This is a genomic window from Acinetobacter johnsonii CIP 64.6, from assembly GCF_000368045.1.
In the GTDB taxonomy this organism is placed as follows: Bacteria; Pseudomonadota; Gammaproteobacteria; order Pseudomonadales; family Moraxellaceae; genus Acinetobacter; species Acinetobacter johnsonii.
Window position 1 is genome coordinate 221,740 of the sequence record NZ_KB849236.1, and the last position, 22,993, is coordinate 244,732.

Consider the following 22,993-nt stretch of genomic DNA (forward strand, 5'->3'; position numbering starts at 1 on the left):
ACTGGAGCACAAGGTGAACAAGGTCTCCAAGGTTTACAGGGTGAGCAAGGTATCCAAGGTGTAAAAGGTGATACTGGAGCGCAAGGTGAGCAAGGCCTCCAAGGTTTACAGGGCGAGCAAGACCTCCAAGGTTTACAGGGCGAGCAAGGTATCCAAGGTGTAAAAGGTGATACTGGAGCACAAGTGTTAGCGGCAGTGTAAAAATGACCCCCTAATGGCATTTAAAAACTGACCCCCTTGGTTAATATAGCGGTCATTTTGGACTGCTCAACATGTTAACTTTGGAGCAAGCAGTGACAATCCAAATACTTCATCAACAATGTAAATCTATTAAAGCCATTAGTCGTGAACTGGGGGTGTCCAGAAATACCGTACGTAAATATTTACGGCAAAACACCACACCTCAGTATCAGCGTATACAGCCTAGAATAAGTATCCTTGACCCATATAAACCCTATTTACTCCATCGTGTAAATGCAGCTCATCCTGAATGGATTCCTGCTGTCGTGCTCTACCAGGAAATTTTAAGGTTGGGATATCCAGGAAAGATCAGGATCTTGAGGGAATATCTTGCAACATTAAAACCAGTTGCCAAACCGGAACCGATCATTCGTTTTGAAACCCAACCTGGCCAACAAATGCAGGTAGATTTCACGACAATTCGACGCAACAACACGACTTTAAAAGCCTTTGTCGCAACATTAGGGTATTCCAGAGCGACTTTCGTGAAATTTTATGATCATGAACGTACCGATGCATGGATCGATGGTCTAGAAAATGCATTTCAGTTCTTTGCAGGAGTACCTCAGGAAATCCTGTTTGATAACGCTAAAACGATCATGATTGAACGGGATGCCTATCAGGAGGGGCAGCATAAATGGAACCCCAAACTGCTCGACTGCGCCAAGAAATACAGCTTTCGTCCCCGCGTATGTAAGCCCTACCGTGCACAGACCAAAGGCAAAGTTGAACGCTTTAATGGATACCTCAAATCAAGCTTTATTGTGCCATTGAAAGCAAGCCTGAAGACTTCGGGTTTACTGTTAGATGTTGATGTCGCCAATGCCCACATTGGCCGGTGGCTGCATGAAACCGCCAATCAGCGGATTCATGCCACCACGCAAGAAAAACCGGCTGTTCGACTGCAACAGGAGCAGCAAAAATTTACGCCATTACCGCAATCAGATACAGGTTCCAGCACTGTACCTGTTGCAGCAGCAGAGCATGTCATGCCCTACGAGAGTTTGCAGCATCCCTTATCGGTATATGACCAGTTGCTGGGAGTTTCCTGATGAATCTGCAATACGACCGTATAGAGCAACTTTGCCAAAAGCTCAATCTGCCTGCCATCGCATCACAATGGTCACATCATGCACAACAAACATTAGGTCAGGATGGAAGTTATGCCGACTTTGTTGAAGCGATCTTGACGCATGAATATGCTGCCAGGCAACAGCGCAGTCAGCAGGTACTGATGAAACTCTCAGGCCTACCTCAAGTCAAAACCCTGGAAGACTATGATTTTAATTATGCCCTAGGGGCCCCTAAATCACAGGTGATTGAACTGTTCAATCTGAGCTTTATTGCTAGAGCAGAAAATGTGGTATTTCTCGGGGCTAGCGGAGTAGGAAAAACGCATTTATCTATGGCATTAGGCTATAAGGCCATCATGAACAACATTAAGATCAAGTTCATTACCGCAGCGGATTTAATGCTGCAACTGAGTACAGCCTATCAGCAAGGTAAATTGAAAACCTATATGCAGCGTGCGGTACTGGGACCAAAGTTACTGATTATCGATGAAATTGGTTATTTACCGTTTGGACGTGAAGAAGCGAATTTGTTCTTTAATGTGATTGCCAAGCGTTATGAAAAAGGCAGTACGATATTGACGAGTAACTTACCCTTTAGCCAATGGTCTAAGTCATTTGCGGATGATGTTACGTTGACCGCTGCGATGTTAGATCGGCTATTACATCACTGTCATGTGGTACAGATATCGGGTGAGAGTTATCGTTTGAAGGATAAAAAAAGAATTGGGATTCAGCCCCAGGTTGAAACTTAATACGCGATCAAAGGGGTCAATTTTACTTTGCCATTTGAAAGGTAAAAGGGGTCAATTTTAGAATGCCGTTGACACAAGGCGAACAAGGTCTTCAGGGTGTGAAAGGCGATACTGGAGCACAAGGTGAACAAGGCCTCCAAGGCTTGAAAGGTGATACAGGAGCACAAGGCGAGCAAGGTATCCAAGGTGTGAAAGGTGACACTGGAGCAACAGGATATAATGCTTATCAAGTTGCGCAAGTTAATGGTTTTGACGGTAGCATCACCGAATGGCTCGCGAGCTTAAAAGGCGATATGGGTAATACTGGGATGACTGGCGCAACAGGCTTTAGTGCTTATGACGTTGCAGTTGGTAATGGCTTTGACGGTAGCATTACTCAATGGTTGGCCAGCCTTAAAGGTACAAACGGTACCAATGGGATCTCTAAAGAAGTAATGGATGCTGCTGACACCTACATCCTGAATGAAGCAAAAACTTATGTAAACCAAGTTGGGCAACAAACCCTTAACCAAGCGAATGCTTATACTGATAGTCGTGTAAATGCCTTGAACCGAGACATGCGAAAACTTGAAGATCGAACCTATGCAGCAGTGGCATCAAGTATCGCAATAGCATCTTTACCGCAACCGACAGATGCTGGCTATAACATGTTTAGTGCCGGTGTGGGTACATGGGAAGGTGAGCAAGGTTATGCTTTTGGTCTCAGTGGTATGACTGAAAGTAACAAATATGTATACAAAGTAGCTGTGACAACCAATAGTGAAGGAGACTTCGGTGCAGGTGCAGCAATTGGTTGGCAATGGAAATGACAGTGATAATTCTTAACCTTAGTTAGAAAAGCCTCTGCATATTCAGAGGCTTTTCTATATGTAAAGAGCACATCTTATCTTCATCATGATGGATATTTCACAACATTAAGCACCAATAAATATACAAATCTTCTTATATTCTCAATTATTAGCCATAAAATTTGATTTAAGATAGCTCATCTAACGAATTGCGACTGCGCAAATTATAAAAGGTGAGATTATGAAAATGCTTCGTAAGACTTTATATGCAATGACAGTGGGGGTAGTAACACTTGGCCCTGTTATGAGCAGTACAGTATTTGCAGCTCCGGTTGCAGCATCGGAGCAACAAGCGACGACGAGTTTAGTGAAACAGTTGAGTGGTATTCAAAGTATCAGTTCTAACTTTGAGCAAACCACCAAAGTCACAAATTCATCTAAAGCACCGAAGAAACAAGGTTTATCTGCCCAGCACATGAATCAGACCTTTAAAGGGGTGATGAAAGTTGAGCGTCCAGGGAAATTCTATTGGGAAACTACAAGCCCTGCAAAACAAACCATTGTGACTTCGGGCAAAACGGTTTGGATTTATGATCCAGACTTACAGCAAGCAGTTCGTCAGACTTTAGATGAACAGGTGGCGAATACCCCTGCACTATTATTGTCAGGGAATACGGAACAGATTCGTAAGTCATACCGTATTACGCAACCAAATCAGAGCAAAACTTACTATACCCTGTACCCAAAAAGCGATGATGGTGCGTTTCAAAGTTTAACGATCAGTTTTGGTGCGAAAAATGCGCCGACGCTAATGATCTTAGAAGATTCTTTAGGACAAACAACCTATGTGCGTTTTAATAACACCAAGGTAAATACCAATATCCCAGCTTCAACCTTTAATTTTACTCCGCCTAAAGGCACAGACATTATTGACCAATAAAATGAGTCTGTTGTTTAAAACCACCTTCGGGTGGTTTTTTATTGGGTCACGTTCAGTTACATAACGTGGTGGGAAGTTATGGCTGTGCTTTGTATAGTCTGTGCTATTGAATACTTAACTGCGGGTAAATCATGATATTACTTCATAACAATAAAATTGGATCTGTCTTCGCAATGATGTTGTGCGCGGGATTGCTCAGCGCATGTCAGCCACGAAATGACAGTAATGCTGCAAAAAGTGAAGAGACAACTAAACCAGCTCAAGTCGCGCAGACCTTGCCATTGATAGAGGCAAAAGTTCGACCATTACAATTGGCGCATTCTATTGCTTGTGATGAGGAAGGATGTACCCAATACAAACTGTACAGCTTGGAAACTAATGTTCCATGGATCAATCAATATTTTGATGAGCGGATGAAAAAAGCCAATCCTGTGGCGTTTGAAAGCTCGAAGCAGGCTAAGCCACAGATTGATGAAAACATGCTCAGTGAAACTTTGTCTGATGTCCGTTATGTGGCGCAGCGTGGCAAATATGCTGATTTTGTCTTGATGTATTATCACTACCCAGCGCGTGCCGCACATGGCATGTATCACAATGAATACATCACCTTAGATTTGGCAACGAAAAAACGGGTTGCGCTGAGTGACATTGTGGTGGACAAGACTGAATCGCAATTATTAGATGCATTGTATAGTGCCAATAGCATGTGGCTGTCCGATCATAATATTTCACGCGAGCAATTGAAGCTGACCGATAATTATTATATGAGTGCCAAAGGTGTGGTATTTGTCTATCCCTTATATGAATTAGCATCTTATGCAGAAGGGATGTCTGAATTGGTTTTACCGTATCAACAAGCCAGCGGCTTAATTAAGGCGGAATATTTGCCAAGTTTTGTCGATTATGCAGCTGAACGAGAAAAAGCGAGCAAAGAAAAGCCATGAAAATTGCTGTAATAAGCCACAGCTAGTGATCGCGTGACTGTATTTTTCGGCCTGAAGCGCTTACACTATAGCCAGTTTTTTTCTTTGCAAAAGATTGGCTATGATCGACCCGAAATTACTCAGAAATAATATTGAGGCTGTAAATTTAGCCTTAGCAAAACGTGGTGTACAACTGAATGTTGAAGAATGGGCATCACTAGAAGCTCGCCGTAAAGAGATTCAATCCAAAACTGAATCTCTTCAGGCTGAACGTAATTCGGGTGCAAAACAAGTTGGCCAAATTAAAAAAGCTGGTGGTGATGCATCTGAAATTATGACGCGTATGTCAGCGATTGGTGATGAAATCAAAGCTGCAGAAGTCGCTTTGTCTGAGTTACAAGCTGAACTCGAAGCGAAATCACTCAGCATTCCAAACTTGCCAGATGAGTCTGTTCCTGAAGGAAAAGACGAAAGCGATAACGTGGAAATCCTCACATGGGGTACCCCGCGTACGTTTGACTTCGAAATTAAAGACCACACTGACTTAGGTGAGTGGATGGGTGGTCTTGAGTTTGAAACTGCGACCAAATTGACAGGTTCTCGTTTCAGCGTGCTCAAAGGGCCACTTGCTCGTTTACAACGTGCGATTACCCAGTTCATGTTGAATACGCATACTTTGGAAAATGGTTATACCGAAGCTTATGTGCCGTATTTAGTCAATGCTGACTCACTCCGTGGTACAGGCCAATTGCCTAAATTTGAAGAAGATTTATTCAAATTACAAGGTGAAAAAGAGTATTACCTTATTCCAACTGCGGAAGTGCCTGTAACCAACTTCGTGCGTGATGAAATCATTGATGCAGACCGTTTACCACTGAAATATGCTGCGCATACCCCATGTTTCCGTAGTGAAGCGGGTTCGTATGGTCGTGATACGCGTGGCTTGATTCGTCAGCATCAATTCGACAAAGTTGAAATGGTGCAAATTGTTAAACCAGAAGACTCAATGCAAGCACTTGAAGAGCTTACAGGTCATGCTGAAGGGATCTTGAAAGCACTTGGTTTACCGTACCGTAAGATCATTCTTTGTGGTGGTGATATGGGCTTTGGTGCAACTAAAACTTACGACCTTGAAGTTTGGGTACCAAGTCAAAATACGTACCGCGAAATTTCTTCATGTTCAAACATGGGTGACTTCCAAGCGCGTCGTATGAAAGCACGCTACCGTGCAGACCAAAAGAAAACTGAATTTGTACATACGCTGAATGGTTCAGGTTTGGCTGTGGGCCGTACTTTACTTGCGGTCATGGAAAACTACCAACGTGCTGATGGTTCGATTGAAATTCCGACCGTGCTTCGTCCTTATATGGGCGGCGCTGAGTACATTGACTAATAAAGTCGATGTACTGCACAGTTTTGTGCACAATAATTGCTTTAAGACAGTCAGATAAAACTCATTGAGGTCGTGTGTGGATATTTTTCCAATCTCTTTAAAGTTGCAACAGCAACCTTGTCTGATTGTCGGTGGTGGGCATATTGCTTACCGTAAGGCAGTGTTGTTACATAAAGCAGGAGCGGTGATTCATATCATTGCTCCTGATATTGATGCAAATTTATTGCAACTGGTTGAAGAAAGCCAAGGGCAATATATCCAAGCGTTATATCCTGCGCAGATTCAACTCAATGACTATCGTTTAGTGATTGCTGCAACAGATGATTATGCGGTGAATACTCAAGTCTTTGAGGACTGTGAAGCGCTGAAAATACTGGTCAACAGTGTGGATGATCCACCGCATTGCCGCTTTATGGTTCCTGCCATTGTCGATCGTTCGCCTTTGGTGATTTCAGTGGCCAGCAATGGTACATCCCCCGTCTTATCTCGCCAAATTCGAACCCAACTTGAAACCAGTATTCCACATGGGATGGGTAAGCTGGCTGAGTTTTCAGGAAAATGGCGTGCAGCGGTGAAAGCGAAGATTTCTAATCCTGATGAGCGCCGTGTTTTTTGGGAAGACTTATATGCAAGTCCGCTGAAAGAACAGGTTTTTCATGACAATCTTACAGAAGCGGATCGTTTAATCGAACAGGCACTGTTGGAGTGGAAAACCCCGAAAGGTGAAGTGTATTTGGTTGGTGCAGGTCCAGGTGATCCTGAGTTGCTGACCCTTAAAGCATTGCGTTTGATGCAACAAGCTGATGTGGTGATCTATGATCGTTTGGTTTCCGCCGCGATTATGGAACTCTGCCGCCGAGATGCAACAAAAATTTATGTAGGTAAAGCCCGTTCTAACCATGCTGTTCCGCAAGAAGGCATCAATGCTTTGTTGGTAGAATTTGCCTCAAAAGGTCAACGTGTTTGCCGTTTAAAAGGCGGCGATCCTTTCATCTTTGGTCGTGGTGGTGAAGAAATTCAAGAACTTTTTGCCGCTGGTGTGCCATTTCAAGTAGTGCCAGGGATTACTGCCGCGTCGGGTTGTTCGGCTTATGCAGGCATTCCGTTGACACATCGCGATTATGCGCAAAGCGTACGTTTCCTTACGGGGCATTTAAAAGAAGGTTCGCCTGAGTTACCGTGGGATGAGTTGGTTTATCAAAATCAAACACTTGTGCTGTACATGGGCTTGGTTGGTTTAGAGAAAATTTGTGAAAAGTTAATTGAGCATGGGCAGCGCCCAGACATGCCCGTTGCTTTGATCTCGAAAGGTACCACGCCAGAACAAAAAGTGTTGGTCGGGACCTTAGCGGATATTGCATCAAAAGTTGAAGAAAATCATATTCAAGCGCCTACATTGACCATTATTGGTGATGTGGTGAGCTTACGTGAACAATTACAATGGCAAGATTAACTTTTGCCATATTGAAAGAGTAGAGAAAAGCTGTGATCCATGTTGTTTTATACGAGCCCGAAATTCCTGCAAACACAGGCAATATCATTCGTTTATGTGCCAATACTGGAGCGCAGCTGCATTTGGTTAAGCCTCTCGGCTTTGAACTGGATGATAAAAAACTTAAACGTGCAGGTTTGGACTACCATGAGTGGGCGCGCATGCAAATTTGGGAAACATTCGATGAGTGTTTAGCAAATTTAGCCCTAAAAGGTGTCGATATAAACGCGATTTATCCTCTAACCACCAAAGGAACGGAAACGCCGCATACTTCGGATTTGAATCGCCCCGTGGCTTTACTCATGGGACCTGAGACGCGTGGTCTGCCTGAGCAGATTCGTATGTTGTTTCCAAAAGAGCATTGGATTCGTCTACCTATGGCTGAAAACTCGCGCAGTTTGAATTTATCCAATGCGACCGCCGTGGTTGTGTATGAAGCATGGCGTCAGCAGGGTTTTAAGCCTTTAGCCTAATCAAATTGCTGTAACAGAGCCCGCTTAAGCGGGCTCTGTTTTTTCTAGCTTTTGATCGAATCCAGCTCTGGATTTTAAAACTTTAAGCATATTGGCTTCGACCCAATCTTTCATTTGATAGGCATTTTGAGCAAAGTCTTTGCCAATCTCGGTTAACGCATATTCCACTCGAATCACGTTATCTTCATGAATGGTTCGCGTCAAAAAACCATCGCGCTCTAAGATCTTTAATTTTTGTGACAGCACTTTAGGGGAAATACCTAAAACATTTTTCTTGAGCTCATTAAAATGTTGCGACTCTTGATCCAGCGTATACACAATCAATAAAATCCACTTGTCTGCAAATTTTTCAAAAAAAAGACGAGCAGGACAATCTGGATGAAAAATATTAAATTTCATTGGCTTATTCATTTCTAATCATGCTCCTTTTAAGTTCTATCTTCATTTGAAACAATCAATCAGACCAGTTACCAAGTAGTAACTAATTGATACTAGGTTTCATAAGTGTATCATGAGTACAGACTTAATGCAGCGCTGTCATCAGACTACGCTTTCGCAAGATACTGGCAGTTGGATGGATCACATGATGAAAGTTTCAGAGGCTGTTGTTTTTATTACGGGCGCGAATCGTGGGTTGGGGCTTGCCATCGCTCGGGAGGCACGTCGTCAGGGCGCTAAAAAGATTTATGTGGGTATGCGCCAGATAGGCAGCTTTCAGGAAGAGGGGCTTATCCCGATTCAACTGGATGTAAATGATGAACAGTCGATTCGCTTTGCAGCAGAACAATGTGCCGATACTACCGTTCTCGTGAACAATGCAGGTATTGCACTGTTGAATGACCATCCTGTTGCAGCCAACATTGTTGCGACCACACAGAAAATTTTAGAAACCAATTTATTGGGTTTGATGCGGGTGACGCAAATTTTTTCACCAATTTTGCAAAAGAACCAACAGGCTTATGTGGTCAACATTCTATCGGATGTGTCATGGGAGACAAGCACTGTTTTGACCAGTTATGCCATTTCCAAGGCAGCAGCATGGTCCTATACCAACTCAAGTCGTCAGTGGTTGTCTCAATTTAATATTCAGGTCATGGGGGTGCATGTGGGTTTTATTGACACCGATCTGACTCGTTCATTACCCATTCCGAAGATTGCGCCAGAAACAGTAGCTCAAGAAATCTTTCAAGGCATCGAGCAAAATGCGTATGAAGTTTTGGTCGGTGAAAAGACCCAGCAGTTGAAGCAGGGCCTAAGCGATGAAGTTGCAAGTTATGTGAAACTTAAGCCCGATCAGGCAAGTGTTTAAGATATTTCATACGTGGCACAGCATCATGATTGACGCAGCGATGCCAATCAACTAATTCAAAAGAGGAAACTAAAATGTCGAATATTTCAGTGGTTTTTTATTCAGGCTATGGACATACCAAAGTGATTGCACAAACTTTTGCGCAAGAAATTGGTGCAAATTTGGTGGAGATTGACCCAAATGGAGACATTCCAGAGCAAGATTGGCTGACACTGGATCAATCTGATGCAATTGTATTTGGTGCACCAACTTATATGGGCGCTGCGCCGTGGCAATTTAAAAAGTTTGCCGATGCATCTTCAAAAAAATGGTTTACTCGCGCATGGCAAGATAAAATTTTCGGTGGCTTTACCAATAGCGCAAGCTTAAATGGTGATAAGCAAGTGACCTTAATTCAACTACAAACACTTGCATCGCAGCATGGCGGTATTTGGGTAAGCTTGGGTTTATTGCCTGCCAATAGTAAAGCGGCAACCCGTCAAGATGTAAATAATTTGGGTGGTTCTGTAGGGTTGTTGGTGCAATCACCATCGGATGCAAGTACGGATGAAATCCCAGCAGGGGATCTCGAAACCACAAAAGCCTATGCACAACGTATTGCTAAAATGACTAAACAATTTAAGGGCTAGTTTTTTAGCTCTAGTTTAAAAAAGAAAAAGACGCACTTGGCGTCTTTTTCTTTTTGAATGAAAGATTAGAGCGGATCGTCAAATTCATTATGTTGTGGTGCAGGTTGCTTAAAGCCTTTGGTTTTATAACCTAAGTATAAAATACCAAACATTGCCCACCATAAACCGAATTTCAACGCGGTTTCTTCAATCTCTAGCCACATGGCAAAGATACTGAGGAATCCACACATTGGAATTATCACAAAGCTAAAGATATCTTTAATATTCTTTGTGCGGCCATCACGCAGTGCATATCTTGAAATCACCGATAAGTTTACAAAGGTAAATGCAGTTAATGCACCGAAGCTGATCATCGAAATAACGATGTCTAAGTCCATGAAGCCAGCGGTTAATGCTACAGCACCTACAATGAGAATGTTATAAGACGGTGTGAAGCTTTTCGGGCTAATATGACCAAAAATCTTCTTGTTAATCACGCCATCGCGGCCCATCACATACATTAAGCGTGAAACGCCTGCATGTGCCGAAATACCTGATGCCATAACAGTCACAATTGCAAAGTACAACACCACCGTTTTAAACGCAACGCCACCGACGGCTTGTAAAATGTCAGGCTGTGTTGCAGCAACATCTTCAAAGTAAGTCTTTGGATCGTTCGGGAAGTAAATCTGCATGAAGTAGGTGCTGATAATAAAGATCACACCAGCCAAGAGTGCCGTTAAGAAAATCGCTTTAGGTAGTGTTTTCTCGGTATCTTTTGTTTCTTCTGCCAGCGAGCTGAGCGAGTCAAAACCTGTGAATGAGAAGCACAGCAAAGTTGCACCTGTAATCAGGGCACCCAGTGAAGTAAGCTCATTCCAAAATGGCTCTAAACTCCATAACTGATATTTTGCATTGACCAAAGTACCATCTGCGTTGACGCCACCAGCAAGTAAGCTGTAAACCATCCACGTGAAGTAAGCAATCACACCTAACTGTACAAAAACGATCAAACCATTAAAGTTTGCAACGAAGCGTGCACCACGTAAGTTGACCGCGGTCATAAATGCAGTTAAACCAACCACCCAGACCCAATGGTTTACATCAGGGAATAAGGCTTCAAGGTAAATCACGGCAAGAATGATGTTGACCATTGGAGACAATAAATAGTCTAACCATGATGACCAACCGACCATAAATCCGACATTCGGATGGATGGACTTTTGCGCATAGGTATAGGCTGAACCCGAGGAAGGGTAGCGACGAATCATGTGACCATAACTGATCGACGTGAATAAAATTGCAATTAAAGCAATGATATATGACGTTGGTACATGATAATGACTTTCTTCTGATACTAAACCGAAAGTATCAAATAATGTCATTGGTTGAATATAAGCTAAACCAATAATAATGATGTGCCAGAGACCTAGCGTTTTTTGCAGTTTAGCTGCCGATTGAGTCCCAGAAATATTAGTCAACGGCGTTATCCTCTTAATCGTTGATCAAGGATCAGTCATGTTTAATAAGGATCGTTTGAGACGAACGATCCCCCCTGTGTTTAATTTCAAAAGTGCGCCAATCTACATTAATTTGGCCGCTTTTGTCAGTAACTTTTTCAGATTTTTTAGCAGTTTTTATGCCAATAGGTATAAGGAAAGCATTATTCCTTATGGCAAATAAAAGCCCGATGTTTAAAAAAGCATCAGGCTAAGATTGTCGCTATATTGGCTGATTTTTTATGAATTACCAAGCTTTTTCTAAAATTGCTTTTAAATCTTTTAAGCTGGCTTCTTTCGGATTGTAAATGATTGAACCATCGTTGAGGGCCTTTTCTGCCACCTCATCCAGTTGTTCTAAGGTCACTTTTCCTGTTTCTCTCAAGGTACGGGGTAACTTGGTTAGGGTAAATAAGCGATCACGCATGGTGAGTAATGTGCTGATGGCTTTGTCTGCACGTAAGTGGGCAGGAGTCTGCGCATAAATGTCTGGCCCTGCAAGTGGTAACAGGAGCTCTGCAACCTTGTCACCATTCACTTCCTTGTTAAATTCAAGGACATAAGGGAGGAACAGGTTCATGCATAGTCCATGCGGCAAGTGTGCAACTGCACCTAAGGCATGTCCAAGTGAGTGTACAAGGCCCACCATCGAGTTTGAAAATGCAATGCCAGCCATGGTCGAAGCTTGAGCCAATTCTAAGCGGCCGTTGGCATCGCTTGGATTATCCAGCACATTAAACAAATGATTGCTGACTTTTTTAATTGCAGCTGTAGCATAAGCATCTGAAATGGGATTGTGTGCCATGCATGTATAGGCTTCGACGGCATGGGTCATGGCATCCATTGCAGTCATCGCGGTTAAGTGCGGTGGCAAGGTTTGAGTCATACGTGGATCGAGAATCGCAGCATGCGGCATTAAATAGTATGATGCGAAAGGCAGTTTGACATTTTTCTCTGGATCAGACACCACCGCAACCATGGTGACTTCAGACCCTGTACCTGATGTAGTTGGGATCACAAAAAAGGGTTTGAGTGGTTTAGGTAGGTTGTGTGCCCCAGAGTATTTCAGTAAGTCATCACCACCTTCAGACACCAAAATATTGGTGGCTTTCGAGGTATCAATCACCGATCCACCACCGACAGCAATAATCGCATCGCACTGGTGTTCACGATATAAATTGGCCGCTTTACGTACTGTCTCTAAGCTTGAATCGGGTGGAACATCATCAAAAATTGCGCCAATTACCGCATCGGTAGACTCAAATGCTGCTTCAATGGGTGCCAGTAAGTTATTGGCACGTACACCTTTGTCGGTAATGATTAAAGGTCGGGTTGCGCCTAATGTTGCCAGTTCAAACGGAATGTGTTCTAAAGCAGCATGACCAGCGATCACTTTTACAGGACAGAAAAATTCGTAATAAGGCTTCGCCATGTTATGCACTCCGTTTTAAATATGATTGGGCTACTTTGAGATAAATATTTGCAGCACCAGTGAGTTTTTCTTTTAAGCCCAATTCAGTTGGGTATTCTTTGACGGCAAGTTCTGCAACCATTTTTGGCAAAATCAAGGATTCCATTTTATTTAGACAGCGGACGAGGCGAATTGCATAGGAAATATCGCCATCTGCGATCATACGATCATGTGCAAATGCTTGTGCTGTACTTTCTTGAAATGAAAATACTAAAAAGGCATGACTTAAATGTTTAAAAGTAATCGTTAAATCTGCTTTTAGGCTGCCAGGTGTCAGCAGTTCAAGTTGATGGTCTTCGGTCACTTTGGCTAAAAAAGCCGGGCCGTTTGGAAAGACATTCATCGATAAGGTGAAATTGGCTGGAAATTTGGCAACTTCTTGCTGAATTTCACTATCGACTTGGCTGGCCATGACCAATCCTCGGCCAATCACATCCATCATAAGTTTGACATAGGTCAATTGCAGAGCGGGTTTCACTGAATTTACGTTAATCACTCGCTGTTGTCCTTTCTAAAAATAATTATTAGTTTAGAGTAAATACTCTAATTTATTTTTCCATGAAAAGCAAAGCCTTTATATATGCTGTACTTGAACTTCTTTAAAGTAACCGCTGTGCTGTAAAGTTTCAATAATGTCAGCACATAAGTTTTCAAAACGCGGGTAGTCTGATTTGAGGTCTGAGATACGCACCATTTCTAAGCCCGCATAGCCGCATGGATTAATGGTATGAAACCCAAATAAGTCACAGTCAATGTTTAAGGATAAACCGTGATAACTTCGCCCTTTACGAATTTTGAAACCCAATGAGCCAATCTTGCGTCCATCGACATACACGCCGGGGGCATCAGGTTTGGCATAGGCTTCAATCTCATATTTTTTGAGTAACTCAATCATTAGGTTTTCAGCATAAGACACCAAGGTGCGGACGTTCCAACCAAGTCGATTGAGGTCAAACATAAAATAGGCCACCAACTGACCAGGACCATGCCAAGTGATTTGCCCCCCGCGATCCGTTTGTACCACGGGAATGTTGCTGCTCATGAGGATGTGTTCAGGTTTTCCAGCTTGACCTTGGGTGAGCACGTCATGATGTTGCAAAATCCAAAGTTCATCTGGTGTGTCTGCATCTCGTTGTTCAGTCAGTGCTTTCATTTCTACAAAGCGGTCAGCATATGAAGTTAAATTATCAAACTGGCGAATAATGAGTTGTGGTTTGAGAACGGCATCTGACACGGCACTTGCGTCCTTATAAAACAAAAAGTATGTCTGAAATTATAAAGAAAAGATCTAGAGCGTAGGGGGATTTCTTCAGTGAATAAGCTGAATTCAATAGATCAAAAATTTAGGCACAAAAAAACACGCTCGTAAGCGTGTCTCATTGATACATCATTTGAATTACAGCGCCGTTTTAATTAACGGACAAGCCGCAAGGTCTGCATACAGTTGATGAACTTGTTCTAATTCTTCAAAACGCAATTGGGCAGTTAAAGAATGGTATTTACCTGTGCGTGATGGCTGGACTTGGATCGACTCACCATCAAACTCTGGAAAATGTTTGACTAGAATTTCAACCACTGCAACATGTAACTCAGTGCTGGCAAAGCCAATGAGTTTGATTGGGTAGTCCATAGGGAATACCCAAAGATGTTCTTGTAATTCACGTGATGGTGTACGGTCTAACATAGTCATGAGCGTCAGTCCCCCTTATTTCAAACGCCTGCGAAACTGCAGGCGTTAGGTGTTGCTCTTAAATACTTAATGGAGACTCGTGATTAAATTTCAAGTCTCCAATGTATCGGTATCAATTAGTCGTTTTCTAGGAATGAACGTAAATGTTCAGAGCGAGAAGGGTGACGTAATTTACGCAGTGCTTTCGCTTCAATCTGACGAATACGTTCGCGCGTCACGTCAAACTGTTTACCTACTTCTTCTAAAGTATGGTCCGTTGGCATGTCGATACCAAAACGCATTTTCAAGACTTTCGCTTCACGTTCAGTCAAGTTTTCAAGAACTTCACGCGTTGCTTCTTTTAAGCCTTCAGACGTTGCAGCATCGACAGGTGAAGTGATGTTGCTGTCTTCAATGAAGTCACCCAAATGTGAATCTTCATCATCGCCAATCGGTGTTTCCATCGAAATTGGTTCTTTAGCGATTTTCAGCACTTTACGCACTTTAACTTCGTCCATTTCCAGACGTTCACCTAGTTCTTCAGGTGTTGGTTCACGGCCCATTTCTTGCAGAAGTTGGCGTGATACACGGTTGATCTTGTTAATGGTTTCGATCATGTGTACTGGAATACGAATGGTACGCGCTTGGTCGGCAATCGAACGAGTAATGGCCTGACGAATCCACCACGTTGCATAAGTTGAGAACTTATAACCACGACGGTATTCAAACTTGTCTACAGCTTTCATCAAACCAATGTTACCTTCTTGGATCAAGTCCAAGAATTGTAAGCCACGGTTGGTGTATTTTTTCGCAATCGAAATGACCAAACGTAAATTCGCTTCAACCATTTCTTTTTTCGCGCGGCGTGCTTTCGCTTCGCCTACAGCCATACGTTTTGAAATCTCTTTGATGCCTTTAACATCAAGGTCCAAATCTTTTTCAATGTCTGCAATTTTTTGTTGGAACGCTAAAACGTCAGGGCGTACTTTTTCAAGATAGCCTTTTTGGTCTGGCGAAGCTTTCGCAATTTGTTCATCTAACCAAGCAAAGTTTGACTCTTGACCTGGGAAAGAGGTACGGAATTGAGTACGATCCATACGACCACGACGTACTGCATAGCGCATTACTTCACGTTCAGAGGTACGGATTTGTTCATGTGTACCACGAATCATTTCTGAAATAATGTCAAATAAACGTGGTGTAAATTTGAACATCATAAATACAGTTGCAAGTGATTCTAAAGCGTCTTCTGCTTCTTTGCTTGACCGACCATGTTTCTCGATGATGGTTCGGGTGTTTTTCCAAGCCGCAGTCAGTTCGTCAAAGCGCGCTTTGGCAATTTCAGGATCTGGGCCAGATTCACCTTCAGAATCATCATCACTTTCAGACTCTTCTTCTTCCTCGTCATCATCCAATTTCACATCTTTGGTAGACTTGGTTGAAGAATCATCTTCTTCATCAATTTCAGCCTCTTCTTCAAGGACTTCTGGAATCGCTTCATCGGTTTCAGGGTCTAAATAACCTGAAAGGATATCCGCAAGGCGACGTTCGCCTGCTTCATAATCTTTGTATTCTTGTAATACCACTTCAACCGCATTTGGCCAGTAAGCAATCGAGTGAAGAACGTCACGAATCCCTTCTTCAATACGTTTTGCAATACTGATTTCGCCTTCGCGCGTCAACAGTTCAACAGTACCCATTTCACGCATATACATGCGGACAGGGTCAGTGGTACGACCAGGCTCATTTTCTACAGAGGCAAGAACAGCAGCGGCTTCTTCTTCAGCAACTTCATCGGCAGCTTCATTACCACCCTCAAACATTGCATCATCAGATTCAGGCGCACGTTCGTGCACAGGAATACCGACGTCTTGAAGCATTTGAATAATGTCTTCAATCTGTTCGCTTTCAGTGATCGAGTCTGGGAGATGATCGTTAACCTCAGCGTAAGTTAGGTAACCTTGCTCTTTGCCTCGGCTAATCAGAGCCGCTACTTGTGAAGTAGGGGAAGTCATATCGCTCATCTTTGCTTACTCTTCGTTGAATCTGTGGCAGTGGAAAATTGTGCATCTGGGCACAATTCGCTTCATAAACTTATTTGTAAATAACTGCGTATTCCATCAGGGATAGTCAGCCAAAAGCTGCCTGATAAAATATTAAAAATATAAATTCAGTGATTTAGATGGGGGTGAATTTGTTGTTTTCAAGTTCATCCCGAGCGTGCTCAAGTTCAAAACCCAAATTTGAAATCTGAACAATTTGGATTTTATGTGACCATTTTAAAGTCGTAAACTACAAAGACGCAGGGTGGATTATATCATGCCATAAAAATTGGTTAGAAATAAAGACTAAAAATCAAATTAATTGCTCTAAATTCAAATAAAACTTGACAAGGTTCTGGAACCCATATAAATAGCGGCTAAGACCCTTCACATTTTTTCACTATGAGGTAGTTTTAGTGTCTTCTACAGATTTTGAACTAGATGATAACTACGCTGATGATGATGTTAATTTTGATGAGTCATCAAGTAAAATTAGTGCGAAAGAATCATTAGAAAAACGTCGCCTGATTGATGACCTTCTTGCACAGCGCCGTTTGGAACGTGAGCTTAAAGATTTTGATTACGACATCGACGATGACGACGGTTTTGACGACGAAGAAGACTAAAATCAGATGTAGCATCGTGTCTGAAAATGCTATGCTAATGCCCTAATCAGTTTCTGAATTTGGATTTGAAATGAGTGCTTTAGATTTAGACTTATTGAGTGAATATCTAGATGGTGACCAAAATGAGTATGGTCTAGATTTTGCAGCGACTCATGGTTTCTTGTGTGCAATTGCAGTTGGTCCTACTTTTGCAAAATGGTTGGATGAACTTTTTGATAATAATCAAAAGAAAGTGCCTGCCGAGATCATCGCGCAAGTGAAAGCTTGGCTTGAGTCTATTCGTCAAAACCTTGCCAATGAAGAAGGGATTGAATTTCCTTTTGAAATTGAAGAGGCAGATGTTGAGTCAAGTCTAGGGGATTGGAGCGTTGGTTTTGTCGATGCAATGTTCCTCAATGAAGATGCATGGTTCACGCCTGAGTTTGAAGAGCAACTGGTCGATCTTACTTTACCAATTATGGTATTTAGTGGGATTGACGAAGAAGATCCGCAAATGGAAACTTTCCGCCGTAACGGTCAGTTAATGGATGAGCTTGCAGAAGAAATTCCAGAGAACTTAAACGAACTTTATCTCATGTATCATACGCCAGCATAATTGTTCTTGTGTCGTGACATCAGCGACGCAGGCATTAGTAAGCAAATAAAAAAACGTCCCTAGAGGACGTTTTTTTATGCCCAAATTTTAGTGTTTAAACGCAGGTACCACTCATGCTTAATTTGTGAGAAATAAGCAAAGTCCTAAAGTTGCGAGTACGGTACCGATGACACGGTTAATACTCACTTGTTTGCGTAAAATTTTATTTCGGATCACTGGGGTAGAGCAGAATAGTGAAATGAGCAAAAACCACAGCAGATGACTGACCGAGATAAACACGCCATAACCAATTAAATGCATTAGACCATGATTGCCTCGCAGTAACTGTGCAAAGATGCTCATCACAAATAGTGTAGTTTTGGGATTCAAACTGTTGCCAAGAAAACCTTGTATAAATGCTTGATGTGGATCCAGTAAAGTATGAGTGGCATGGTCACTAATTTGCTGATGGGTAAATGTTTTGTACCCGATATACATCAGATACAGTGCGCCAATATATTGAATGATATGCAATAGGTTTGGAATGTAGTGCTTTAAGAAGCTGAGCCCCAGTACGCTATAGCTAATGTGGATCCATACAGCACAAGCAATACCATATGCGGTATAGATCCCTTGTTTACGCCCATATAGATAACTATTTCGGCTGACCAAAGCGAAGTCAGCACCGGGACTGATGACTGCAAGTAGGGTGATGATGGCAATTGCTATAATTTCATTCACTCATTGATCCTTGTTCGGGTTGAATTAAAGGATTTATATATTTTTCATATATTTGCTATAGTGAAAATCGATTTTAATTCTTTCCTTTTGATGAGTTTTTGGAATGATTGAGCGCTTATCACTGAATTCTCTTAAGTTTTTTTATTATGTCGCTCGCTATGACAGTGTAACCGTCGCTGCTGAAAAACTCTTTGTCACTCAAGGGGCGGTCAGTAAGCAGTTAAAAAATTTGGAAGAGGCACTGGGACGTCGTTTATTTATTCGCGACGGCAAAAAGTTACAGCTGACGGGGGATGGTCTAACACTGTTTGATTGTTGTGAGCAGGTCTTTCCTCAGATTGACCAATGTCTCGTACAGATGGCAAAAGAAAAGAAGAATGAGAAGAAGACCTTAATCTTATCCTGTGAGCCGACCATCGCCATGAAATGGCTGATTCCGCGCTTGGTTCAATTTAAGCTGCGTTACCCTGAGATTGATATCAGTTTGTTAACAGGTGGTGGAGAAGCGGATTTTAAAGCGCAAAACATCGACTTAGCCTTAAGGCGTAATGATTTTGACTGGGGCAAGGCCATTTATAGTGAAAAAATGGCGGATGAGCATATGGTTTGTGTATCGCGTCATAAGCATTTAGCCCCGATGTCTCAACTGTTTATTTCCAGTTCGCGACCTAAAATTTGGACACAATTTAAGGATGCATATAAAGCGCAGTTTAAGCACTTTCAAAAAGTAGCGTTGGAACATTTCTATTTGTGCATAGAGGCCTCTTTAGCAGGGTTGGGTGCAACAGTAGTTTCAGCTTATATGGTTGAAAAAGAGCTCGATTTTCAAATGTTAGATATGCTTAGCCCTATTGTGCAAGACGGCTCTGCTTATTATTTACTTTCCGCATCTCCTTTTGAGGATGATCCGCATAAGGTCATTTTTAAAGATTGGTTGATTGAAGAAATGAGGGCTAGCCAAACAAAGTTAATGGCACTTCCCGATCAAAAGCACTAATGACGTGCGGTATTTGATCGCTATCTATCGAGCATAAAAAAACACCTCAAACGAGGTGCTTTTTTATGGCAACTTTTTAAAACAATAGTCTGCGTACCAACCATAGGCAATATGAAAAATAGCGCCATGAATCGCGACCATACATAGCATAACGACAGCGGTGAGTCCAATACCAGCATTATCGACTGATTTCATAATGGCTTCAGCATTAGGATTCATTAGTACTAAAAACAGCACAAAGAAACTACCGATGATAATTGCGACAGCACTTGAACCCCAAACCAGTTGAATTTTTTCATGATTGTTTGGAACTCGGTGTTCTTTTTTCACAAAGTGTCCGACACTAATCAGTGCACAAGCTACTAAGGTCGGAATTAAGGTTAAACCGCCAAGGTTTAGACCAAAGACCAGTACGGTGATTAACAGCACCAAAGCAATGCTATATACCGCCGCAAAATGCAGTAAATAGTGTTTCATGTATTTCCCCAAAATAAATAAATTAGCTGCGTGTTTTACGCAAATGCCTGCGGTATAAAAACCAAAGGATAATCACAGCGACAATGGCAATAATGACATAACCGACTTTGCTAAAAATTTGATGCATCAGTGCTTGGTTTTCACCAAAGTAATAACCGACTGTTGCTAAAAATGTTGTCCAAATAATTGTACCGAGTCCACTATAAAACATGAACTTCCAAAAGGGCATACGGCTCATCCCCGCAGGGATACTAATCAGTGAACGCACTGCAGGAATCATGCGACCAAAAAATACAATACGGTGACCATACTGCTCAAACCAATCTAAGGATTTTTTCACATCAGCGGATTTGATAAATAGATATTTACCATAGCGGTCGACCCATCTGAAAATGTACTCTTGTTTAAATTGATAGCCGATCCAATACAGCACTGCTGCGGCAAAGAGTGAACCAATACATCCTGCAATAATGACCCCAATTAAAACCAACTCACCTTGTGATGCGGCATAACCTGCAGAAGGCATGATAATTTCAGAAGGAATGGGCGGAAAAACATTATCAAGAAACATGAGTAAGGCTATTCCCCAATAACCCAATTGTTCCATGACGGAGATGATCCATGCAGTGAGGTTCATATAGACCATAAAAATAAATGCGATAAGTTATCTTAAGGACTTATCGCATGTGGGTAAAGAATTGAAATGTATTGTTTTCTATTCGTCGAAACGAGTGTGGGTCAGGGTGTGAATATAGACTTTACGTAAGCTATAGGCCAACGCAATCGGGATTAAACTGAGCAACGTATAATTTAAGAGATTTGAGCTTAAATGGTAACCAATGCCGAGCGCGATACTTGAACCAATCAACATGCCCAAAACCACAATAAACAAATGCGTGCGTTGTTCAAGCTTGCTTTTGATTTCGTTGAAGCTGGTATTGTGATATTGCTCGATACGGTTTGCTGCGGCATTGCGAATCAATGTGCGATGGCGGGGCATGATTATTTTATGCATGGCAATCATCCTATTTTCGTCGTTTAGGCATGTCATTTTTATTGTTATGTGGAGACCTACAGGACACCACTTTAGCTTATTATTTATACAGTATGACTCAGATTGAGTTCAATGTTGTGACAAAATTGTTAAATATTTTTAAAAAACGCGAACTGGATAAAAAAATAAGCCCTCAAATGAGGGCTTATTCTTGAACTAAATCATCTGAATGATTTTAAAGGCGTTTACGTTTAGCCGCAGCAATCTGCGACTGGCGCATACGGAAGCCTTCTTTTTGTTTTTCTGTGGTGTTGTCGATACAGTATTTGCATGACACACCATGTTCATAGCTAGCTTCTTCTGCTTCAGCAGGAAGAAGTGGCCAACCACAAGCATGACACTTAATGTTAAGGCCTTCTTCAACACCATGAGTGACCGCAGTACGACCATCAAAAACGAAACATTCGCCTTCCCACATGCTTTGTTCAGCAGGGGTTTCTTCTAAGTATTTTAAGATGCCGCCTTTTAAGTGATAAACCTCGTTGAAACCTTCTTGAAGAAGAAGGGAGGTTGATTTTTCACAACGGATACCACCTGTACAGAACATCGCAATTTTTTTATCTTTGTGCTGTTCAAGGTTTTGCTTAACGTACTCTGGAAATTCGCGGAAACTTTCTGTTTTAGGGTCAATAGCACCCTTAAATGTTCCGGCTTTGTATTCATAGTCATTACGAGTATCGATCAAAATGACATCGTCACGAGCAATCAGGTCATTCCATTCTTTCGGGTCAAGGTAGTGACCGACTAAATCACGTGGCTTTACTTCAACGCCTAAAGTCACGATCTCTTTTTTAAGTTTAATCTTCATTTTACGAAATGGTTTGTCTGCACTGTCAGACTCTTTGTATTCCATTTCTTTAAAACCCTCATTCAGAAGGAATTGATGAATCATATCGATCGCGGCACGGTCGCCTGCAACCGTACCATTAATGCCTTCGCCCGCTACAATCAGAGTACCACATAGGTTGATGGTTTTTACCAAGTCTAAAAGACGTTGTTGAAGATCAGCAGGATCTTGAACTTCTTTGAATTGATAAAGTGCGGCAACAACCCAACCAGTCGTCGCTTGCTGTTCTACAGGTGCAAGCTGTTCTACAGTAGCGTTCATGGAGTACTCCAATGTATTTTGATAGATAATTTTAAGGCGCACATTTTACATGGAATTGAATCAAGATGCGAGATAAGTAAACATTTTAAATGGCTTCTCAAGTGGTAGGTGAGCGTGTATATTCAGTTGCCAAAGACAAAATCCGTTTTGTTTTGGTGCGTTTATTAACAGGAGTATGTTTTGAGTACAGATCGTCGAATTGCCTCTTTGACCCCTTGTGCTGGGCGTTGTTCAACGGTATTTGGTGATTCTGTGTGTCGTGGTTGTCGTCGTTTTAATCATGAAGTGATTCAGTGGAACACCTACACTTCGGAGCAGCATCGTTCAGTTTGGCAACGCTTAGATGCGCAATTAGATCAAATTTTAGTGCCAATGCTGCCTTTGGCTGATGTGCAGCAGGTAGAAGCTTTTGTTTTATCTAAACGCGTTCGTTTGCGTCCCGATGCATCCAAAGGGCGGAAGCTTTATCATGCGTTAAAAATCTGTGAAAAAAATAAGAACTTTACCGAAGAAAGTGGTTTAGGTATTCAAGCGCAGCAAGTGAAACCGATTTGGCAAGAGTTTGAACGCCGTGTTTTGGCACTTGCTACCGCCAGTTATGATTTGGCATTTTTGCGTGCTGATGCAATTCGACAACATCTCATTCATATGGAAGAGGACGAATAAGTCCTCTTGGTTTGATATAGAAAAAGAATACTCCGCATACCTAAGCTATTTGCGAGAGTGACTGGGGGAAAGGGTTTT

At 42.1% G+C, this 22,993-nt stretch carries 26 protein-coding genes and 1 pseudogene; 15 read left to right on the forward strand and 12 right to left on the reverse strand.

Going from position 1 to position 22,993, the window contains the following annotated elements; genetic code table 11:
* From F986_RS18605 to F986_RS12080, 9 genes and pseudogenes are all read left to right on the forward strand, one after another.
* Window positions 1-201 (forward strand): annotated as a pseudogene (locus F986_RS18605) (collagen-like protein); the annotation flags it as partial.
* A 71-nt stretch (window positions 202-272) separates the two neighbouring features.
* Complete coding sequence (gene istA, locus F986_RS12045) at window positions 273-1,292, forward strand: IS21-like element ISAba8 family transposase (RefSeq protein ID WP_004694821.1); 1,020 nt, start codon at window positions 273-275, stop codon at window positions 1,290-1,292.
* Window positions 1,292-2,065 carry an IS21-like element ISAba8 family helper ATPase IstB gene (gene istB, locus F986_RS12050; protein WP_001053379.1) on the forward strand — a complete coding sequence of 258 codons (774 nt, stop codon included), beginning with the start codon at window positions 1,292-1,294 and terminating at the stop codon, window positions 2,063-2,065. The genes istA and istB overlap by 1 nt, the downstream gene beginning before the upstream one ends.
* A gap of 62 nt (window positions 2,066-2,127) precedes the next feature.
* Complete coding sequence (locus F986_RS12055) at window positions 2,128-2,874, forward strand: collagen-like triple helix repeat-containing protein (protein ID WP_004695450.1); 747 nt, start codon at window positions 2,128-2,130, stop codon at window positions 2,872-2,874.
* Between the two features lie 220 nt (window positions 2,875-3,094).
* Window positions 3,095-3,793, forward strand: a complete 699-nt coding sequence (lolA, locus tag F986_RS12060) for an outer membrane lipoprotein periplasmic chaperone LolA (RefSeq protein ID WP_004695452.1) — start codon at window positions 3,095-3,097, stop codon at window positions 3,791-3,793.
* Between the two features lie 173 nt (window positions 3,794-3,966).
* Complete coding sequence (locus F986_RS12065) at window positions 3,967-4,737, forward strand: RsiV family protein (RefSeq protein ID WP_004695455.1); 771 nt, start codon at window positions 3,967-3,969, stop codon at window positions 4,735-4,737.
* A gap of 100 nt (window positions 4,738-4,837) precedes the next feature.
* A complete protein-coding gene (gene serS, locus F986_RS12070) occupies window positions 4,838-6,109 on the forward strand; it encodes a serine--tRNA ligase (RefSeq protein WP_004695457.1) in 1,272 nt (423 codons plus the stop codon).
* A 76-nt stretch (window positions 6,110-6,185) separates the two neighbouring features.
* Window positions 6,186-7,562, forward strand: a complete 1,377-nt coding sequence (gene cysG / locus F986_RS12075; RefSeq protein ID WP_004695459.1) for a siroheme synthase CysG — start codon at window positions 6,186-6,188, stop codon at window positions 7,560-7,562.
* A gap of 32 nt (window positions 7,563-7,594) precedes the next feature.
* The gene (locus F986_RS12080) at window positions 7,595-8,074 is read left to right on the forward strand and encodes a tRNA (cytidine(34)-2'-O)-methyltransferase (RefSeq protein ID WP_004695461.1); all 480 of its coding nucleotides are present in this window, start codon (window positions 7,595-7,597) and stop codon (window positions 8,072-8,074) included.
* Between the two features lie 24 nt (window positions 8,075-8,098).
* Here F986_RS12080 and F986_RS12085 read toward each other — a convergent pair whose 3' ends face one another.
* A complete protein-coding gene (locus F986_RS12085; protein WP_004695464.1) occupies window positions 8,099-8,485 on the reverse strand; it encodes a winged helix-turn-helix transcriptional regulator in 387 nt (128 codons plus the stop codon).
* Window positions 8,486-8,600: 115 nt separating this feature from the next.
* Between F986_RS12085 and F986_RS12090 the strand changes: the two genes are divergently transcribed.
* Both F986_RS12090 and F986_RS12095 read left to right on the forward strand, forming a co-directional pair.
* Complete coding sequence (locus F986_RS12090; RefSeq protein ID WP_004695465.1) at window positions 8,601-9,383, forward strand: SDR family NAD(P)-dependent oxidoreductase; 783 nt, start codon at window positions 8,601-8,603, stop codon at window positions 9,381-9,383.
* Window positions 9,384-9,457: 74 nt separating this feature from the next.
* A complete protein-coding gene (locus tag F986_RS12095) occupies window positions 9,458-10,012 on the forward strand; it encodes a flavodoxin family protein (protein WP_004695468.1) in 555 nt (184 codons plus the stop codon).
* 65 nt (window positions 10,013-10,077) lie between these two features.
* Here F986_RS12095 and F986_RS12100 read toward each other — a convergent pair whose 3' ends face one another.
* The 6 genes from F986_RS12100 to rpoD form a co-directional block, all read right to left on the reverse strand.
* Complete coding sequence (locus F986_RS12100) at window positions 10,078-11,472, reverse strand: APC family permease (RefSeq protein WP_004695470.1); 1,395 nt, start codon at window positions 11,470-11,472, stop codon at window positions 10,078-10,080.
* Between the two features lie 265 nt (window positions 11,473-11,737).
* Complete coding sequence (locus F986_RS12105; protein WP_004695474.1) at window positions 11,738-12,922, reverse strand: iron-containing alcohol dehydrogenase; 1,185 nt, start codon at window positions 12,920-12,922, stop codon at window positions 11,738-11,740.
* Between the two features lies 1 nt (window position 12,923).
* Window positions 12,924-13,403, reverse strand: coding sequence for a hypothetical protein (locus F986_RS12110; protein WP_373863461.1), 480 nt, complete (start codon window positions 13,401-13,403; stop codon window positions 12,924-12,926).
* A 132-nt stretch (window positions 13,404-13,535) separates the two neighbouring features.
* Entirely contained in the window at window positions 13,536-14,195 is a 660-nt protein-coding gene (gene lipB / locus F986_RS12115; protein WP_004695476.1) for a lipoyl(octanoyl) transferase LipB, read from the reverse strand.
* A gap of 162 nt (window positions 14,196-14,357) precedes the next feature.
* Entirely contained in the window at window positions 14,358-14,645 is a 288-nt protein-coding gene (locus F986_RS12120; RefSeq protein ID WP_010327321.1) for a YbeD family protein, read from the reverse strand.
* A gap of 122 nt (window positions 14,646-14,767) precedes the next feature.
* Complete coding sequence (rpoD, locus tag F986_RS12125; protein ID WP_004695479.1) at window positions 14,768-16,654, reverse strand: RNA polymerase sigma factor RpoD; 1,887 nt, start codon at window positions 16,652-16,654, stop codon at window positions 14,768-14,770.
* A 434-nt stretch (window positions 16,655-17,088) separates the two neighbouring features.
* Between rpoD and F986_RS12130 the strand changes: the two genes are divergently transcribed.
* Together F986_RS12130 and F986_RS12135 are read left to right on the forward strand one after the other, a co-directional pair.
* Window positions 17,089-17,298, forward strand: a complete 210-nt coding sequence (locus F986_RS12130) for a PA3496 family putative envelope integrity protein (RefSeq protein WP_004695480.1) — start codon at window positions 17,089-17,091, stop codon at window positions 17,296-17,298.
* A gap of 70 nt (window positions 17,299-17,368) precedes the next feature.
* Window positions 17,369-17,893: a YecA/YgfB family protein gene (locus tag F986_RS12135; RefSeq protein ID WP_004695482.1), complete on the forward strand. Its 525-nt coding sequence runs from the start codon at window positions 17,369-17,371 to the stop codon at window positions 17,891-17,893.
* Window positions 17,894-18,010: 117 nt separating this feature from the next.
* Here the strand turns inward: F986_RS12135 and F986_RS12140 are convergent, their stop codons facing one another.
* Window positions 18,011-18,613, reverse strand: coding sequence for a LysE family translocator (locus F986_RS12140; protein WP_004695484.1), 603 nt, complete (start codon window positions 18,611-18,613; stop codon window positions 18,011-18,013).
* 103 nt (window positions 18,614-18,716) lie between these two features.
* On the opposite strand from F986_RS12140, the gene F986_RS12145 reads away from it, so the two are divergent.
* Window positions 18,717-19,610, forward strand: a complete 894-nt coding sequence (locus F986_RS12145; RefSeq protein ID WP_004695486.1) for a LysR family transcriptional regulator — start codon at window positions 18,717-18,719, stop codon at window positions 19,608-19,610.
* Window positions 19,611-19,673: 63 nt separating this feature from the next.
* On the opposite strand, the gene F986_RS12150 is transcribed toward F986_RS12145, so the two are convergent.
* The 4 genes from F986_RS12150 to trhO all read right to left on the reverse strand — a co-directional run bounded on the left by F986_RS12150 (window position 19,674) and on the right by trhO (window position 22,249).
* Entirely contained in the window at window positions 19,674-20,087 is a 414-nt protein-coding gene (locus F986_RS12150; protein WP_004695488.1) for an ABZJ_00895 family protein, read from the reverse strand.
* Between the two features lie 22 nt (window positions 20,088-20,109).
* Window positions 20,110-20,724: a DedA family protein gene (locus F986_RS12155; RefSeq protein WP_026056455.1), complete on the reverse strand. Its 615-nt coding sequence runs from the start codon at window positions 20,722-20,724 to the stop codon at window positions 20,110-20,112.
* A 78-nt stretch (window positions 20,725-20,802) separates the two neighbouring features.
* Entirely contained in the window at window positions 20,803-21,102 is a 300-nt protein-coding gene (locus F986_RS12160) for a hypothetical protein (protein ID WP_004695491.1), read from the reverse strand.
* A 214-nt stretch (window positions 21,103-21,316) separates the two neighbouring features.
* Window positions 21,317-22,249 (reverse strand): oxygen-dependent tRNA uridine(34) hydroxylase TrhO, encoded by a 933-nt coding sequence (gene trhO, locus F986_RS12165; RefSeq protein ID WP_004695493.1) that lies wholly within the window; start codon window positions 22,247-22,249, stop codon window positions 21,317-21,319.
* A 180-nt stretch (window positions 22,250-22,429) separates the two neighbouring features.
* Between trhO and F986_RS12170 the strand changes: the two genes are divergently transcribed.
* On the forward strand, window positions 22,430-22,915 hold the full coding sequence (locus F986_RS12170; RefSeq protein WP_004695495.1) for a DUF1289 domain-containing protein: 486 nt from the start codon (window positions 22,430-22,432) through the stop codon (window positions 22,913-22,915).
* Window positions 22,916-22,993: the final 78 nt, after the last annotated feature.

Excerpts from the sequence above, each read along its gene's own strand:
- F986_RS12120 (WP_010327321.1), bottom strand. The coding sequence starts at position 14,645 with ATGTTAGACCGTACACCATCACGTGAATTACAAGAACATCTTTGGGTA.
- F986_RS12145 (WP_004695486.1), top strand. The coding sequence starts at position 18,717 with ATGATTGAGCGCTTATCACTGAATTCTCTTAAGTTTTTTTATTATGTC.
- F986_RS12065 (WP_004695455.1), top strand. The coding sequence starts at position 3,967 with ATGATGTTGTGCGCGGGATTGCTCAGCGCATGTCAGCCACGAAATGAC.
- F986_RS12135 (WP_004695482.1), top strand. The coding sequence starts at position 17,369 with ATGAGTGCTTTAGATTTAGACTTATTGAGTGAATATCTAGATGGTGAC.
- F986_RS12105 (WP_004695474.1), bottom strand. The coding sequence starts at position 12,922 with ATGGCGAAGCCTTATTACGAATTTTTCTGTCCTGTAAAAGTGATCGCT.
- rpoD (WP_004695479.1), bottom strand. The coding sequence starts at position 16,654 with ATGAGCGATATGACTTCCCCTACTTCACAAGTAGCGGCTCTGATTAGC.
- F986_RS12095 (WP_004695468.1), top strand. The coding sequence starts at position 9,458 with ATGTCGAATATTTCAGTGGTTTTTTATTCAGGCTATGGACATACCAAA.
- istA (WP_004694821.1), top strand. The coding sequence starts at position 273 with ATGTTAACTTTGGAGCAAGCAGTGACAATCCAAATACTTCATCAACAA.
- F986_RS12085 (WP_004695464.1), bottom strand. The coding sequence starts at position 8,485 with ATGAATAAGCCAATGAAATTTAATATTTTTCATCCAGATTGTCCTGCT.
- F986_RS12055 (WP_004695450.1), top strand. The coding sequence starts at position 2,128 with ATGCCGTTGACACAAGGCGAACAAGGTCTTCAGGGTGTGAAAGGCGAT.
- F986_RS12155 (WP_026056455.1), bottom strand. The coding sequence starts at position 20,724 with ATGAACCTCACTGCATGGATCATCTCCGTCATGGAACAATTGGGTTAT.
- F986_RS12150 (WP_004695488.1), bottom strand. The coding sequence starts at position 20,087 with ATGAAACACTATTTACTGCATTTTGCGGCGGTATATAGCATTGCTTTG.
- F986_RS12110 (WP_373863461.1), bottom strand. The coding sequence starts at position 13,403 with ATGATGGATGTGATTGGCCGAGGATTGGTCATGGCCAGCCAAGTCGAT.
- trhO (WP_004695493.1), bottom strand. The coding sequence starts at position 22,249 with ATGAACGCTACTGTAGAACAGCTTGCACCTGTAGAACAGCAAGCGACG.
- F986_RS12090 (WP_004695465.1), top strand. The coding sequence starts at position 8,601 with ATGCAGCGCTGTCATCAGACTACGCTTTCGCAAGATACTGGCAGTTGG.
- serS (WP_004695457.1), top strand. The coding sequence starts at position 4,838 with ATGATCGACCCGAAATTACTCAGAAATAATATTGAGGCTGTAAATTTA.
- F986_RS12160 (WP_004695491.1), bottom strand. The coding sequence starts at position 21,102 with ATGCATAAAATAATCATGCCCCGCCATCGCACATTGATTCGCAATGCC.
- istB (WP_001053379.1), top strand. The coding sequence starts at position 1,292 with ATGAATCTGCAATACGACCGTATAGAGCAACTTTGCCAAAAGCTCAAT.
- lolA (WP_004695452.1), top strand. The coding sequence starts at position 3,095 with ATGAAAATGCTTCGTAAGACTTTATATGCAATGACAGTGGGGGTAGTA.